The sequence below is a fragment of the Streptomyces sp. NPDC026659 genome, from assembly GCF_040638245.1.
GTDB lineage: Bacteria > Actinomycetota > Actinomycetes > Streptomycetales > Streptomycetaceae > Streptomyces.
Genome location: NZ_JBEZXY010000002.1, coordinates 319,071 through 334,571 on the forward strand (window position 1 = coordinate 319,071; position 15,501 = coordinate 334,571).

Sequence of the window (15,501 nt, forward strand, 5' to 3'; positions counted from 1 at the left end):
TGGGCAGGTGAATAGGATCGGGCGAATTCGCCATCCGTTCGGACAGAATCACCACTCACCAGCGCGGTAGCGTACGAAGCCACCGTCGAATCGGCAGGCCAGTAGGGCCTGCCTCCCTACACGACTCCGCCCGTGATCGAGGAGACAGGTCCTAGCCGGTCCGAGCGGCGACGTGGCGTCACGCCTTGGAGCCGGACATGCCGCTGGTCACGACGATCACGGCCACGTCGCCGGTATCGGTGCGGCCCAGCCACACGACGCCGCCCGACTCCGCCGTGAACGTGACCAGATCGGCTTGTCGCGACTCGTCGCTCACCCGCTCGCACCAGCCGGGCAGCTCTTCGAAGGCGTACGGCACCTGCATGCCGTCCACATACGTCCGGAACGGCGTACTCAGAGCCGTCCACGCGCCGGCATCGGCGAAGCACCCCACATTGGCGTCAGAGCCAAAGCGAGGCTTCTCACCCGGCTGAAGCCGGTCGATGTCGTCGTCGACGCCCAGGCCCATCTCCCAACCGGCCACGGGTTCGTCACTGACACGCAAGCGGGTCGCGGCGCACGCGACGCCGTCGAACCGCTCCCCGAAGAACTCGTACGGCCCCGCCGTCCACGCGATCTCCACCGGGTAGGTCCCCGGCGGAATCCGCACCGCCAGCTCCCGCGGGGGACTCGTCGGCAGCCCTCGCTCGTAGTTCCGGGCTTCGTCGTCATGCCACGGCGCGTCCACGACGAGACGGCCGCTGGGGACGCGCATGGTGCACACCTCTTCGATCCCCGTCACCATGACGGGCGTCGTCGGGTCGTCGTACACCGTCCCCAACTGCTCCCCGGGCGTGAACACCGTCTCCAGATACCAGGCGGCCTCCGACCCGGCCGCCAGCCGGACATCCCCGATCCACTCCACGCCCCACCCCTCCGCTCCGCCACCACCCGGCCGGGCAGTCCACAAGAACGGTATGTGGACCCACCGACATCGCCGGCCGGCCGACGCGGACGGAACACAATGAAGGTGGAGGACGGCGGAACGAGCTGGTTCCACGCACTCCGCGATGGAAGCCCCGACAAGCCCCGCAAGGCCCCGTCAGAACTTGATGCTCCCGATCATGCTCGCCACATTCGTCGTCAGCTCGCTGATCGTCGGGGCGATCGTCGAGGAGGCGAGGTAGAAGCCGAGGAGCATACAGATCGCCGCGTGACCGCCCTTCAGACCTGACTTTTTGATCAGGAGGAAGACGATGATCGCCAGCAGCACCACCGCCGAAATCGAGAGTGCCACGGCGGTTCACCTCCAAAGAATCCCGGGGACGCGGGGGGTTCGGACTATGGGGGTTGTCGTTCGGTTCTGCACCGGTGGAGCAAGTCCACGCGGACGCCGCCTGGTTCATACCCACGCTGCGACAGTGATCATAACTTTCCGTACTCGCGCATCGCTCGGCGCACGGCCGCACAAGGGGGCGCATGGCCAATATGGTCGGGGTATGACAACCGAGGCTGAGTCCTTTCCCCGACGGCACGCCCGTACCCAGCGGTTCACGCTCGGCGCGCCGCGCGCGTTCACCGTGGCGCCGGACGGTTCACGTGTCGTGTTCCTCCGCTCCGAGTCCGGTACCGACCGGACCAATTCCCTGTGGGTGATGGACACTTCGGACGGCACGGAGCGCCTCGCCGCCGACCCGGGCGCCCTGCTCGCGGGTGGTGACGAGGAGTTGTCGGCCGAGGAGCGGGCCCGGCGCGAGCGCAGCCGTGAGGGCGGCGCGGGCATCGTCGGCTACGCCACCGACGCGGCCGTGGAGTTGGCGTCTTTCGCCTTGTCGGGGCGGCTTTTCGTGGCCGAGCTGCGGGCCGGCACGGCACGTGAACTCCCGGTTCCCGGGCCGGTGATCGACCCCCGCCCCTCCCCCGACGGCCGGCACATCGCGTACGTCGCCGAGGGGCAGCTCCGCGTGGTCGGCACGGAGGGCGCGGCGGACCGCGCCCTCGCCACCCCCGAGTCCGAGCATGTCACCTACGGACTCGCCGAGTTCGTCGCGGCCGAGGAGATGGACCGGCTGCGCGGCTTCTGGTGGTCCCCGGAGTCCGACCGGCTGCTGGTCGCGCGCGCGGACGACACGCCGGTGCGGCGCTGGTGGATCGCCGACCCGGCCCACCCGGAGCGTGAGCCACACCACGTCGGTTACCCGGCGGCGGGCACGGCGAACGCGGAGGTGCGGCTCTTCGTGATCGGGCTCGGCGGCGAGCGCACGGAGGTCGGCTGGGACCGCGAGCGGTACCCCTATCTGGCGCGAGTGCACTGGTCAGCGGCGGGTGCGCCCCTCCTGCTGGTGCAGTCGCGGGACCAGCGCTCCCAGCTTGTCCTGGCGGTGGACCCGGACACCGGGACCACCCGCACCGTGCACGCCGACGATGATCCAGTTTGGCTTGATCTTTTCGGTTCCGTGCCCTGCTGGACCCCCTCGGGACAGCTCGTCCGGATCGCGGACGAGGGCGGCGCGCGGGTCCTGGTCGTGGGCGAACGTCCCCTGACCGGACCGCAGTTGCACATCCGTTCGGTGCTCGACGTGACGGACGGCGAGGTGCTCGTCTCGGCCTCCGCGGGTGAGGCCGCCGAGGACCCGGAAATCGGCGAGATCCATGTGTACCGGGTGAACGAACTCGGCGTGGAGCGGGTGTCCCAACACCCCGGTGTCCACACCGCCGTTCGCGGTGGCGACACGACCGTGCTGATCTCCGCCACGCTCGACAGCCCCGGCGCCCGTGCCCAGGTCCTGCGTGACGGAAAAGCGGCGGCCACTGTCACGTCGTACGCCGAAGATCCCGGTATGTCCCCCCGCGTGACCCTCACCGAGGGGGGCGCACAGCGAATTCCGTGCGCCGTGCTTATGCCTACGGACTACCCCGGTGACGCGCCGCTCCCCGTCCTCCTGGACCCCTACGGCGGCCCGCACGCCCAGCGCGTGGTGTCCGCCCACAACGCCCATCTGACCTCGCAGTGGTTCGCCGACCAGGGCTTCGCGGTGATCGTCGCGGACGGCCGGGGCACCCCGGGCCGCTCGCCCGCGTGGGAGAAGGCGATCCACCACGACTTCACGCTCACCCTCGACGACCAGATCGAGGCCCTGCACGACCTCGCCAAGCGCTACCCGCTCGATCTCGACCGGGTCGCCATCCGGGGCTGGTCGTACGGCGGTTACCTCTCCGGACTCGCCGTGCTGCGCCGCCCGGACGTGTTCCACGCGGGCATCGCGGGCGCCCCGGTGACCGACTGGCGGCTGTACGACACCCACTACACCGAGCGGTACCTCGGCGACCCGAACGAGGACCCGGATGTCTACGCCCGCAACTCCCTCGTCACCGACGACGGCCTGTCCGACCCCGCCGAGCCGCACCGCCCGCTGATGATCATCCATGGTCTGGCCGACGACAATGTGGTGGCCGCACACACCCTGCGCCTGTCCTCGGCCCTGCTGGCCGCGGGCCGCCCGCACGAGGTGCTGCCGCTGTCCGGCGTCACCCACATGACCCCGCAGGAACAGGTCGCGGAGAACCTGCTGCTGCTCCAGGTCGACTTCCTCAAGCGGGCCCTGACGCCCGGTCAGTCATCCACTCAGTCCGGGTGAACGGGGTTTAACACTCCAGCAACTCCACGGAAGTGGCACCGATATACGAACGCGCCAGACTGAAGAACGTACGGCCGTGCGGGTGCCGTGTACGGGCCGGGGTGCACCATGTCACCCCGGCCCGTTGCCGTGCTCCCCCTCGGCCTCGTTGGCCCCGTTGACCCCGTTGACCCCGTTCACCTCGCGCAGCGGCTCCGGCGGCACCACCCGCCGCTCCGCCGCGAACAGACACGCCGAGGGATGCGCGGCGGGGCCCGCCGCGTAGCGGAACTCCTCCGGCACCGTCAGCTCCGGCACCTCCCGCGCGCACCGCTCCCGCGCCTTGAAACAGCGCGTCCGGAAGCGACACCCCGAGGGCACATCGGCCGGCGACGGCACGTCCCCGGTGAGGATGATCCGCTCACGGCGCGACCGGGCGTCCGGATCGGGCACCGGCACCGCCGAGAGCAGCGCCTGTGTGTAGGGATGCGTGGGGTGCTCGTAGATTTCGGTGTCCGTGCCGGTCTCCACGATCCGGCCCAGGTACATCACCGCGACCCGGTCCGAGATGTGCCGCACCACCGAGAGATCGTGCGCGATGAACACGTACGACAGCCCGAACTCCGCCTGGAGCCGCTCCAACAGGTTCACCACCTGCGCCTGGACCGACACGTCGAGGGCGGAGACGGGCTCGTCGGCGACGATCACCTCCGGGCGCAGCGCGAGGGCGCGGGCGATGCCGATCCGCTGGCGCTGGCCGCCGGAGAACTGGTGCGGATAGCGGTTCACGAAGTCGGGGTCGAGCCCCACCACGTCCAGCAACTCCCGCACCCGGCGCCGCCGTTCGCCCTTCGGCGCGACCTCGGGGTGGATCTCGTACGGCTCCCCCACGATGTCGCCCACCGTCATCCGGGGGTTGAGCGAGGTGTACGGGTCCTGGAACACCATCTGCACCGAGCGGCGTACGGATTTGAGTGCCCGCCCGGACAGCCGGGTCACGTCCTCGCCCTTGAAGCGGATCGTGCCCGCCGTCGGCTTCTCCAGATGGCACAGCAGCCGCGCCACCGTGGACTTCCCGCACCCCGACTCGCCCACCAGGCCCAGGGTTTCGCCCCGGCCGAGCGTGAAGTCGACGCCGTCGACGGCCCGTACGGAGCCGATCTGGCGGCGCAGGACGATCCCGCGCGTGAGCGGGTAGTGCTTGACGAGGCCGCGGACCTCCAAAACCGGCTCAGTCTCGGAGGTCATCGCGGCACTCCCTCCAGAAGTGGCAGGCACTGCGCCGCCCCTCTCCCGCGTCGTACAGCGGAGGCGGGTCCGTGCGGCAGATGTCGCGGGCCATCGGGCAGCGCGGGTGGAAGGCGCAGCCGGGCGGGACGTGGGTCAGGTTCGGCGGCTGGCCCTTGATCGCGTACAGCTCGCGGCCCTTGTGGTCCAGGCGCGGGATGGAGTCGAGCAGGCCCCGGGTGTAGGGGTGGGCCGGTGCCTTGTAGAGGTCGTGGACGGGTGCGGACTCCACGATCCGGCCCGCGTACATCACCGCGATCCGGTCCGCGACGTCCGCGACCACGCCGAGGTCGTGGGTGATGAGGACGAGCCCCATGCGGTACTCGCGCTGCAACTCGTCCAGCAGATCCATGACTTGGGCCTGCACGGTGACGTCGAGCGCGGTGGTGGGCTCGTCCGCGATGACGAGCGCGGGTTCCAGCGCGATCGCCATGGCGATCATGATGCGCTGGCGCATACCGCCGGAGAACTGGTGCGGGTAGTCGCGCACCCGCTGGGCCGCGCCCGGGATGCGCACCTGGTCCATCAGCTCAAGGGCGCGGGCGCGCGCGTCCCGTTTCGACATGCCCCGGTGGACGACGAACATCTCGCCGAGCTGGTCGCCCACGGTGAGCACGGGGTTGAGGGCGGACAGCGCGTCCTGGAAGATCATCGACATCCGGGCGCCCCTGATCCGGCGCCGCTCGTCCTCCTTGAGGGTGAGCAGATCGCGGCCCTGGAACACGATCTGGCCCCTGGTGATCCGCGCGGGCGGCGTGTCGAGGATGCCCATCACGGCCTGCGCGGTGACCGACTTGCCGGAGCCCGACTCCCCGAGCACCGCCAGGGTCTCCCCCGCGTCCACGGTGTACGACACCCCGTCCACGGCGCGCGCCACCCCGTCCCGCGTGCGGAACTCCACGTGCAGGTCCCGGACTTCGAGCAGCATCGCGCCGTCACCTCAGCTTCGGGTCGAGGGCGTCGCGCACCGCGTCGCCGAGCATGATGAAGGCAAGGACGGTGATCGCGAGCGCCCCGGAGGGCCACAGCAGGGCGTGCGGGGCGTTGCGGATGTACGGCGAGGCGGCGGAGATGTCGATGCCCCAGGAGACACTGGGCGGCTTCAGCCCGACCCCGAGGTAGGACAGCGTGGCCTCCAGGGAGATGTAGGTGCCGAGCGCGATGGTGGCGACGACGATCACGGGCGCGACGGCGTTGGGCGCGATGTGCCGCAGCAGGATGCGGGTGTGGGAGGCGCCGAGCGCGCGGGCGGCCTGGACGTAGTCGTGCTGCTTGGCGGTGATGACCGAGCCGCGCGCGATGCGGGAGATCTGCGGCCAGCCGAGCAGCACCATGAACCCGACCACCGGCCAGACCGAGTTGCTGGTCACCACCGAGAGCAGGACGAGCCCGCCGAGCACGACCGGGATCGCGAAGAAGATGTCGGTGATCCGGGACAGCACCGCGTCCCCCGCCCCGCCGAAGTACCCGGCGAGCCCGCCGAGCACCGACCCGAGCAGGGCGACCCCGAGCGTGGCGCAGACGCCGACCGTGACGGACGTACGGGCGCCGTACACGGTCCGCGTGTACACGTCGCAGCCCTGGCCGTCGAACCCGAAGGGATGGCCCGGTTCGGCACCCCGCTGGGCGTTGGCGAGGTCGCAGTCGAGCGGGTTGCCGGAGGTGATGGCCGAGGGCCAGATCGAGATGAGGACCAGGAAGAGGATCACGAGCGCGGAGAGGACGAACACCGGGTTGCGCCTCAGGTCGTGCCAGGCGTCGGACCACAGCGAGCGCGGTCTGCCGCGCGGTCCGGTGCCGCCGGAGCCGCCGCCCGGGCCCCGCTCCAGGCTGCTCGCCTCGCCGGTCGCGAGGTCCATCGCGCCGCCCATGCCGGTCCCGGCGATGGCGCCGCCGTTGCCGGGTCCCTGCTCAGACATAGCGGATCCTCGGGTCGAGTACGGCGTAGAGCAGGTCGACCAGCAGGTTGGCGACGAGGAAGACCAGCACCAGCACGGTGACGAAGCCGACGACCGTCTGGGTGTTCTGGCGCAGGATGCCCTGGTAGAGCTGGAAGCCGACACCGTGGATGTTGAAGATCCGCTCGGTGACGATGGCGCCGCCCATCAGCGCGCCGATGTCGGTGCCGATGAAGGTGATCACCGGGATCAGCGAGGTGCGCAGCAGATGCCGCACGACGATCCGGCGCCGGGGCAGCCCCTTGGCGACGGCCGTGCGGATGTAGTCGGAACGGCGGTTCTCGGCGAGGGAGGTGCGGGTGAGCCGGGTGACGTACGCGAGTGAGACCGACGCGAGGACCAGCCCCGGCACGATCAGCTGGGAGAAGGGCGCCTCCGGCGCGACGGACGGCCTGATCCACCCCCACTCGACGCCGAGCAGCAGTTGGAGCACCAGGCCGGTGACGAAGGTCGGCACCGAGATGACGACCAGGGTGAGCAGCAGTACGGCGGTGTCCACGGGCCGTCCGCGCCGCATCCCGGTCAGGACGCCGAGGGTGACCCCGACGACGATCTCGAAGACGATCGCCACGATGGTGAGCCGGATCGTCACCGGGAACGCGGTCGCCATCAGCTCGGTGACGGGCTGGCCGTTGAAGGCGGTGCCGAAGTCGCCGGTGAAGACGTTGCCCATGTAGGTCGCGTACTGCTGCCACAGCGGCCGGTCGAGGCCGAACTCCGCCTTGAGCTGGGCGGCGGTTGCCGGGTCGCACTGCCGCTCCCCGCACAGCCCGGCGATGGGGTCGCCCATGACGTTGACCATGAGGAAGATGAGCAGGGTGGCCCCGAAGAACACCGGGATCATCTGGAGCAGTCGCCGGACGACATAGCGCCCCATGGCGGGTCAGCCGACCTTGATCTCGTTGTAGACGGGGACGCTGAACGGGTTGAGTTCGACGTGGGAGAGCCGCTCCGAGTAGCCCGCGCTGCCGTTCTGGTACCAGAGCGGGATGGCGGCCATGTGGTCCCGCACCACCTCCTCGGCCTGCTGGAATGTGGCGACCGACTTGGCGGTGTCCGTCTCGGCGTTGGCCCGGTCCACGAGCCGGTCGAACTCGGCGTTGTCCCACTTGCCGTCGTTGGAGGAGGCGTCGGTGTAGTAGAGCGGCTGGAGGAAGTTCTGGATGAGCGGGTAGTCCATCTGCCAGCCCGCGCGGAAGGGGCCGGTCATCTTGTGCTGCCCGATCCGGTTGCGGAAGTCGGCGAAGGTGCCGACCGGGTTGCCGACGCAGGCGGCGTCCTGGCCGAGCGCCCTGTTGACGGAGTTGCAGACGGCGTCGATCCACTCCCGGTGGGAGCCTGCGTCGGCGTTGTACGTGATCCTCACCTGGCCGCCGGGGATGCCGCCGCCCTCCTTGACCAGCCGCTTCGCCTCGGCCGGGTCGTACTCGCAGGCGTGCCCGCAGAGCCCTTCCTTGAAGCCGCCCTCCTTGCCGAGGACCGGGGAGGTCCAGTCGGTGGCGGGGGTGCGGGTCCGCTGGAAGATCGTGTCGGTGATCTGCTTCCGGTTGATCGCCATGGAGAGCCCGGTGCGCACCTTCTCGGCGCCGGGCGTGTTCCAGCGGGCGTCGTAGAACGGGAAGGCGAGCGTCTGGATGATCCCGGCGGGCGTGTTGATGTACCGGTCGCCGAGGTCGGTCTTCACGTTCCTGAGCTGGGCGGCGGGGATGTCGTCGACCAGATCGAGGTTGCCGGCCATCAGGTCGGTGTAGGCGGTGTTGCTGTCGGTGTAGACCTTGAGGTCCACGCCGTCGTTCTGCGCCTTGTCCGGACCGGGGTAGGCGTCCCACTTCTTCAGGTTCATCTGGGAGCCCTTGGTGTACGCCTCGACGGTGTACGGGCCGTTGCCGACCGGGGTCTTCAGCCAGGCGGCGTGGTCGGTGAAGAAGGCGCGGGGCAGCGGGGCGAAGGCGGCGTAGCCGAGGGTGTCGGGGAAGCCGGAGAACTTCTGGCTGAGGGCGACGGTGAAGGTGTGGTCGTCCACCACCTTCAGCCCGGAGAGGGCCTCGGCGCTCTGCTTGCCGCTCTCGGGGTGGACCTTGTCGTAGCCCTCGATGTAGCCGAAGAAGTACGCGTTCTTCTGGTTGCGCCTCAGGCTCGCGCCGTAGTTCCAGGCGTCCACGAAGGAGCGGGCGGTCACCTTCTCGCCGTTGGAGAAGGTCCAGCCGTCCTTGACCTTGACGGTGAAGTACCGGGAGTCGCTGGTGTCGATGCTCTGCGCGAGCATGTCGGTGGCCGCGCCGGTCTTCGGGTCGTACTTCTTCAGCCCCCGGAAGATCATGTCGAGCACCTTGCCGCCCTGCACCTCGTTGGTGTTGGCGGGCTCCAGCGGGTTCTGCGGGTCGCCCCAGGAGGAGCTGAGCACCCCGCCGCTCCCGGCCCCGCTTCCGCCGCCCGCGCAGCCGGTGGCGGTGAACGCCAGCGCGAGAACTCCGGCGGCCAGCCGGGGGCGCGCGGATGGGCGCATGGATGCCTCCTCGTGTGGGTGCCGTCTTCCTCGGTCACGCCGTCTTGTGATCACTCCGCCTCGGTGTCAAATATCGGCATATACGATCCTCTCCGCATGCGCAGGCGCCCGTCTGCGGTGCCGCTTAGCTCGTTCGGCCCCATCGGCACCCACGACACGCCCGGGACTCCCGTGATCCCGGTGACGCCATGCTCAAGAAGCACTCAAATGCGTTTACCGATGCGCGAGTTGCGTGCATGATCTGACGCGTCATGAACCGGACGGGCGGCGACCAACGCCCGTCCATGCCAGAACGGGGAAGGCATTCCATGAGACGTGCCCTGAGCACACTTCTGTCCACCGCACTCCTGGGCGGCGGCGCCGTCGCGGTCTCGGCGTCACCCGCCGCCGCGGGCATCGACTGCGGCAAGGACCCGATCTACAGCATCTCGAACAAGAAGACGGTCTGGGAGCCGACGAACGTCCACAGCGACTGGGCCAAGCCGGGCGTGACCATCAGCTACGCGAAGAACAAGACCGGCAGCTGGACCGCCACCGGCACCGCGACGATCGGCGCGGAGGCGGGCGTCATCTTCGCCAAGGCGTCGACGTCGTTCAGCGTGTCGGTGGGCAAGACCTGGTCGAAGTCCGACACCTGGACCTACGCGGCGAAGGTGGAGAAGAAGTCCGGCAAGTCCAAGGGCCGGCTGATGATGTACCACGAGGCCAAGGGCTTCAGCGTCACCAAGTTCCGGCTGGTGCCCAACGGGCAGCAGAAGTGCGTGAAGCACACGATCTGGAAGAAGAACGGCATCGTGGCCCCGGTCAAGCGCAACAACAACCTGTGGGGCATCCAGTACAGCTGATCCGGTACAGCTGATCCGGTACCGCTGATCCGGGGCGCCACCACCGCGCCCCACCGCATCCCGTCGCGCCCCGCCGGTCTCCCTCCGGCGGGGCGCGGTGCTTTCCCGTACCGCCCGCGCCACCCCCGCCGACCGGGCGAACCACGTCGTACGCATGTGCCGTCAGCCCCTCACCAGCAGGTCTTCAGTGGACTGGACCAATAACCGCCAAACCCCCTCCCACCTGGGCTTTTCCGCAGGCCATAGGGGGTTATCGCGACCGTTGACGCGTGCAGATCACCCTGATAGACAAGCTCATCACTCTCGGCCGACGGCATACCGCCGGCCGTGACCGGGCAGTCCAACAAGCGGTTTCCGTGCGAGCGACGACGTGAGGTCACGACCTATGAGCACACACGGCCAGTCCGGAGGACGAGAGTTGACGCCAAGACGCCCGTGGTCCCCGGTCCGCCGGCTGACCGCCGCCGCGGCGGCCGCCCTGGCCGTCACGGCCGGACTCGTCACCCCGCTCGCTCCGGCACCCCAGCGCGCCGAGGCCGCCCCGGCGGAGAAGACGCTCACGGTGGCGGTCGCGCAGAGCGTCGACTCGCTCAGCCCGTTCCTGGCGGTGCGCCTGCTCAGCACGAGCGTCCTGCGGCTGACGTACGAGTACCTCACCGACTACGACCCGGGCGACGGCCACCCGATCCCGGGCCTCGCCACCAAGTGGGCGCCGTCGGCCGACAAGCTCACCTGGACCTACACGATCCGCTCCGACGCCAAGTGGACGGACGGGCAGAAGGTCACTGCCCAGGACGCGGCCTGGACCTTCAACAAGATGATGACCGACGAGGCGGCCGCGACCGCCAACGGCGGCTTCGTCACCAACTTCCGCAAGGTGTCGGCCCCCAGCCCCGACAAGCTGGTCATCGAGCTGAAGAAGCCGCAGGCCACGATGACGGCCCTGGACGTTCCGATCGTGCCCGAGCACGTCTGGAAGAACGTCACCGACATCGCCAAGTTCAACAACGACAAGAAGTTCCCCCTCGTCGGTGACGGCCCCTTCACCGTCACCGCCTACAAGCCCGACAGCTACGTCCGGCTGAAGGCCAACAAGGACTTCTGGCGCGGGGCCCCCAAGTTCGACAACCTGGTCTTCAAGTACTACAAGGACCAGGACGCCGCCGTCGCCGCCCTCCGCAAGGGCGAGGTCTCCTTCGTCGCCGGGTCGCCCTCGCTGACCCCGGCCCAGGCCGCCTCCCTCAAGGGCCAGCCGAACATTCACCTGAACGAGGCACCCGGCCGCCGCTTCTACGCCCTCGCCGTCAACCCCGGCGCCCGCGCCAGGAACGGCGAGAAGTTCGGCGACGGCGACCCCTCGCTGCTCGACCCGCGGGTGCGTCAGGCCCTCTTCATGGCGGTCGACCGCAAGACCCTCGTCGACAAGGTCTTCCAGGGCCACGCGGTCCAGGGCCAGGGCTACATCCCGCCCCGCTTCTCCTCGTACTTCTGGAAGCCGTCCGCCGACCAGGAGCTGGCCTACGACCCCACCGAGGCGGGCCGCCTGCTCGACCAGGCCGGGTACAAGAAGAACGCCGACGGCAAGCGCACCGGCAAGAACGGCAAGCCGCTGGACTACCGCGTGCTGTGCCACGCCACCGACCCCAACGACAAGGCGGTCGGCCAGTACCTCAAGGAGTGGTGGGGCAAGCTCGGCGTCGGCATGTCGCTCGACTGCCTCGACAACGTCACCGACCCCTGGCTCGCCGGCAAGTACGACCTCGCCTTCGACGGCTGGTCCGTCAACCCCGACCCGGACTACGTCCTCTCCATCCACACCTGCGCGGCCCTGCCCGCCACCCCGAAGGACACCGGACTCACCGACAACTTCATCTGCGACAAGAAGTTCGACGAGCTGTACGCGAAGCAGCTGGCCGAGTACGACTCCGCCAAGCGGGCTGAACTCGTCAAGCAGGCGGAGTCGCGGCTGTACGACACGGGGTACATGAACGTCATGGCGTACCCGAACGCGGTCGAGGCCTACCGCACCGACCAGATCAAGTCCATCGAGACCATGCCCAAGTCCGCGGGCAACATCTACGGCCAGGACGGCTACTGGAGCTGGTGGTCGGCGGTCCCGGCCGACTCCGCCAAGTCCAAGGGGTCCGACTCGACCGGTGTCGTGGTCGGGATCGTCGTCGGCGTGGTGGTCCTCGCCGGTGCCGCGTTCCTGTTCACCCGGCGGCGCCGCACCTCCGCCGACGACCGCGAGTAGTCCATGGAACCGATGATCCACCCGGCCCGGCGGCGGGCGGTGCCCGATGGCCGCTGAACTCACCCCCGCCGAGGCCGGCGTACCGGGCCCGGCCGCCGTCACGCCCGACATCGGCGGCCCCCGGGCGCGCACCTGGCCCGGGTACGCGCGCTATGTCGCGGGCAAGCTGGGCGGCGCCGTCGTCTCGCTGTTCGCCGTCCTGGTCACCGGCTTCTTCCTGTTCCGGCTGATCCCCGGCGACCCGGTCAAGGCCATGACCGGCGGCCGCCGGGTCTCGGCGGAGCAACTCGCCACGTACCGCAAGGAGTTCGGCCTCGACCTGCCGATGTGGCAGCAGTTCACGCAGTACTGCGGCAAGGCGCTCACCGGCGATCTGGGCACGTCGTACCAGTTCCACACCCCGGTCACCGACAAGATCACCGAGGCGCTGCCGAACACGGTGCTGCTGACCGGCACGGCCTTCGTGCTCTACACCGCGCTCGGCATGTACCTGGGCACCCGCTCGGCCTGGCGGCACGGCGGCCTCGGCGACCGGCTCAACACCGGCCTGGCGCTGACCCTCTACTCGCTGCCGTCGTTCTGGCTCGGCCTGCTGCTCACCATCGTGCTCTCCGTCGGCATGGGCCCCGTCCCGGGACTGTTCCCGACGGGCGGCATGGAGTCGGGCGACACGAGCGGCTTCGCGTACGTCCTCGACGTCGCCCACCACATGGTCCTGCCGGTGCTCACCCTGGTCGCGGTCGAGTACGGCCAGACACTGCTGGTCACCCGGTCGGCCCTGCTGGACGAGATGGGCAGCGACTATCTGACGACGGCCCGCGCCAAGGGCCTGCGGGACGACCTGGTGCGCCGTCGGCACGCGGTACCGAACGCCCTGCTGCCCACCGTCACCCTGGTCTTCGTCAACCTCGGCCGGACCGTCGCGGGCGTGATCCTGGTCGAGACCGTCTTCTCCTGGCCGGGCCTCGGCAGCCTCTTCTACCAGGCCCTCAGCGTGCCCGATCTGCCCCTGGTGCAGGGGCTGTTCCTCCTCTTCGCCTCGGCGGTGATCGTCATGAACACCCTGGCCGACCTGGTCTACCCGCTGTTCGACCCCCGGGTGGGCCGATGACCACCACCGTCGCCGGGCCGGGCCCCGGACCCCGGACGCTCGCCTGGCAGCGCCGCCGCCGCTCGGCCCTGCGGTTCTGGCGGCAGTACCGCACCCACCGCGCCGGAGTCGCCGGGCTCGCCGCCCTCGTACTGTTCGCGCTGATCGCCCTCACCGCGCCGCTGACCGTCGGCTCCGACGTGGCGCGGGTGACCGACGCGCCGGGCAACCCGCTGGAGGCGCCGAGCGGACAGTTCCCGCTCGGCACCGACCGGTTCGGGCGCGATCTGCTGGGCCTGGTCGTCTGGGGCGCGCGGGTCTCGCTCCTGGTCGGGCTGCTCGCCGCCGTGCTGTCGGTGGCGATCGGCGCGGTCGTCGGGATCGTCGCCGGGCACTTCCGCGGGGCGTGGTCGACCGTGCTGATGCGGATCACCGACTGGTTCCTGGTGATGCCCACGCTGGTGCTCGCCATCGCGCTGGCCACGGTCATGTCCCGCTCGCTGGGCACGGTGATCCTCGCCATCGGCGTCACCACCTGGCCGACCACCGCCCGGCTGGTGCGCGCGCAGACGCTGGCCGTGGAGTCCCGCCCGTACATCGAACGGGCCCGGGCGCTCGGCGGCGGCCACTGGCACGTCATGACCCGGCACGTGCTGCCCAACGTCATGCCGCTCGTGCTCGCGCAGACCACGCTGATGGTGTCCTCCTCCATCCTCGCCGAGGCCACCCTCGCGTTCCTCGGGCTCGGCGACCCGTCCGTCGTCTCCTGGGGCGGGCTGCTCCAGGACGCGCGCGAGGCGGGCGCGGTCAGCGCGGGCGACTGGTGGTACCTGGTGCCGCCCGGAATCGCGATCGCCCTGGTCGCGCTGGCGTTCACGCTGTGCGGACGCGCGGTGGAGTCCGTCCTCAATCCCCGGCTGGGGGTGGCCCGTTGAGCCTCCTTGAACTGCGGAACCTGACCGTGACGTACCCGGGCGGGGCCGCCGCCGTCCGGGGTGTGGACCTGTCGGTGGCGGCGGGCGAGAAGCTCGGCATCGCCGGGGAGTCCGGCTGCGGCAAGTCCACGCTGGCGCTGGCCGCGCTGCGGCTGCTGCCCGCCGGCACCCAGGTGGGCGGACAGATCCTGCTGGACGGCGAGGACATCCTGGCGATGCGCTGGGGCCGGGTGCGCGCGGTGCGCTGGGCGGGCGCGTCCATCGTCTTCCAGGGCGCCATGCACTCCCTCAACCCCGTGCACCGGGTGGGCGAGCAGATCGCGGAGCCGATCCTGCTGCACGGCCGGGCGACGGCGGCCGCCGCGAAGAAGCGGACCGGTGAACTCCTGGAACAGGTCGGCCTGCCCGCCGCCCGCGCGACGGCGTACCCGCACGAACTCTCCGGCGGCCAGCGCCAGCGCGTCATGATCGCCATGGCGCTCGCCTGCGACCCGCAACTGGTCGTCGCGGACGAGCCGACCACCGCCCTGGACGTGATGATCCAGGCGCAGATCCTCCGGCTGATCGAACGGCTCGTGAGCGAGCAGGACGTGGCCCTGGTCATGATCAGCCACGATCTGGCCGTCCTCGCGGACACCTGCGACCGCCTCGCGGTGATGTACGCGGGCCGGGTCGTGGAGGAGGGCCCCGCCCGCGCCGTCCACGAGAACGCCCGACACCCCTACGCCCAGGCCCTGTCCGGGGCGTTCCCGCGCATCGGCGACCCGGCCTCCCGGTTCGCCCCGCGCGGTCTGCCCGGCGACCCGCCCGACCCGTTCGCGCTGCCCGCCGGGTGCGCCTTCCAGCCGCGCTGCCCGGTCTCGCTGCCCGAGTGCGCCACGGAGGACCAGCCGCTGCGGCAGGCGGAGGCCGGACGGGTCGCGGCGTGCGTCCATGTGGGGGCGCCGGGCGGCGATGCCGGAACAGCACGGACCGGCGCGACCGAGCCGGAGAACACCGGGAGCACCCCATGACGACAACCGGTGAGCAC

Annotated in this window: 13 protein-coding genes; 6 read left to right on the top strand and 7 right to left on the bottom strand. The window is 70.2% G+C overall.

Annotated features, from left to right (window positions below):
• Window positions 1–178: 178 nt before the first annotated feature.
• Both AB0E91_RS06055 and AB0E91_RS06060 read right to left on the bottom strand, forming a co-directional pair.
• On the bottom strand, window positions 179–904 hold the full coding sequence (locus AB0E91_RS06055; RefSeq protein ID WP_361775883.1) for a DUF4241 domain-containing protein: 726 nt from the start codon (window positions 902–904) through the stop codon (window positions 179–181).
• A gap of 177 nt (window positions 905–1,081) precedes the next feature.
• The gene (locus AB0E91_RS06060) at window positions 1,082–1,276 is read right to left on the bottom strand and encodes a hypothetical protein (RefSeq protein WP_018544306.1); all 195 of its coding nucleotides are present in this window, start codon (window positions 1,274–1,276) and stop codon (window positions 1,082–1,084) included.
• A gap of 202 nt (window positions 1,277–1,478) precedes the next feature.
• Between AB0E91_RS06060 and AB0E91_RS06065 the strand changes: the two genes are divergently transcribed.
• Window positions 1,479–3,617 (top strand): prolyl oligopeptidase family serine peptidase, encoded by a 2,139-nt coding sequence (locus AB0E91_RS06065; protein ID WP_361775886.1) that lies wholly within the window; start codon window positions 1,479–1,481, stop codon window positions 3,615–3,617.
• Between the two features lie 111 nt (window positions 3,618–3,728).
• On the opposite strand, the gene AB0E91_RS06070 is transcribed toward AB0E91_RS06065, so the two are convergent.
• The 5 genes from AB0E91_RS06070 to AB0E91_RS06090 are packed head-to-tail and all read right to left on the bottom strand — an operon-like array spanning window position 3,729 to window position 9,347.
• Complete coding sequence (locus tag AB0E91_RS06070) at window positions 3,729–4,844, bottom strand: dipeptide ABC transporter ATP-binding protein (RefSeq protein WP_361775889.1); 1,116 nt, start codon at window positions 4,842–4,844, stop codon at window positions 3,729–3,731.
• Window positions 4,828–5,811 (bottom strand): ABC transporter ATP-binding protein, encoded by a 984-nt coding sequence (locus AB0E91_RS06075; protein WP_361775892.1) that lies wholly within the window; start codon window positions 5,809–5,811, stop codon window positions 4,828–4,830. Before AB0E91_RS06075 ends, AB0E91_RS06070 begins: the two co-directional genes overlap by 17 nt.
• A 7-nt stretch (window positions 5,812–5,818) precedes the next feature.
• Window positions 5,819–6,802, bottom strand: coding sequence for an ABC transporter permease (locus tag AB0E91_RS06080; protein ID WP_361775895.1), 984 nt, complete (start codon window positions 6,800–6,802; stop codon window positions 5,819–5,821).
• Window positions 6,795–7,718, bottom strand: a complete 924-nt coding sequence (locus AB0E91_RS06085; protein ID WP_361775898.1) for an ABC transporter permease — start codon at window positions 7,716–7,718, stop codon at window positions 6,795–6,797. Before AB0E91_RS06085 ends, AB0E91_RS06080 begins: the two co-directional genes overlap by 8 nt.
• 6 nt (window positions 7,719–7,724) lie before the next feature.
• The gene (locus tag AB0E91_RS06090; protein WP_361775901.1) at window positions 7,725–9,347 is read right to left on the bottom strand and encodes an ABC transporter substrate-binding protein; all 1,623 of its coding nucleotides are present in this window, start codon (window positions 9,345–9,347) and stop codon (window positions 7,725–7,727) included.
• 308 nt (window positions 9,348–9,655) lie between these two features.
• Between AB0E91_RS06090 and AB0E91_RS06095 the strand changes: the two genes are divergently transcribed.
• The 5 genes from AB0E91_RS06095 to AB0E91_RS06115 all read left to right on the top strand — a co-directional run bounded on the left by AB0E91_RS06095 (window position 9,656) and on the right by AB0E91_RS06115 (window position 15,484).
• The gene (locus tag AB0E91_RS06095; protein ID WP_361775904.1) at window positions 9,656–10,192 is read left to right on the top strand and encodes a hypothetical protein; all 537 of its coding nucleotides are present in this window, start codon (window positions 9,656–9,658) and stop codon (window positions 10,190–10,192) included.
• 385 nt (window positions 10,193–10,577) lie between these two features.
• Window positions 10,578–12,446, top strand: a complete 1,869-nt coding sequence (locus AB0E91_RS06100; RefSeq protein ID WP_361775907.1) for an ABC transporter substrate-binding protein — start codon at window positions 10,578–10,580, stop codon at window positions 12,444–12,446.
• A gap of 46 nt (window positions 12,447–12,492) precedes the next feature.
• Complete coding sequence (locus tag AB0E91_RS06105; protein ID WP_361775910.1) at window positions 12,493–13,557, top strand: ABC transporter permease; 1,065 nt, start codon at window positions 12,493–12,495, stop codon at window positions 13,555–13,557.
• Window positions 13,554–14,471 (top strand): ABC transporter permease, encoded by a 918-nt coding sequence (locus AB0E91_RS06110; RefSeq protein ID WP_361775913.1) that lies wholly within the window; start codon window positions 13,554–13,556, stop codon window positions 14,469–14,471. The genes AB0E91_RS06105 and AB0E91_RS06110 overlap by 4 nt, the downstream gene beginning before the upstream one ends.
• The gene (locus AB0E91_RS06115; protein WP_361775916.1) at window positions 14,468–15,484 is read left to right on the top strand and encodes an ABC transporter ATP-binding protein; all 1,017 of its coding nucleotides are present in this window, start codon (window positions 14,468–14,470) and stop codon (window positions 15,482–15,484) included. Before AB0E91_RS06110 ends, AB0E91_RS06115 begins: the two co-directional genes overlap by 4 nt.
• The last annotated feature ends 17 nt before the right edge of the window (window positions 15,485–15,501 follow it).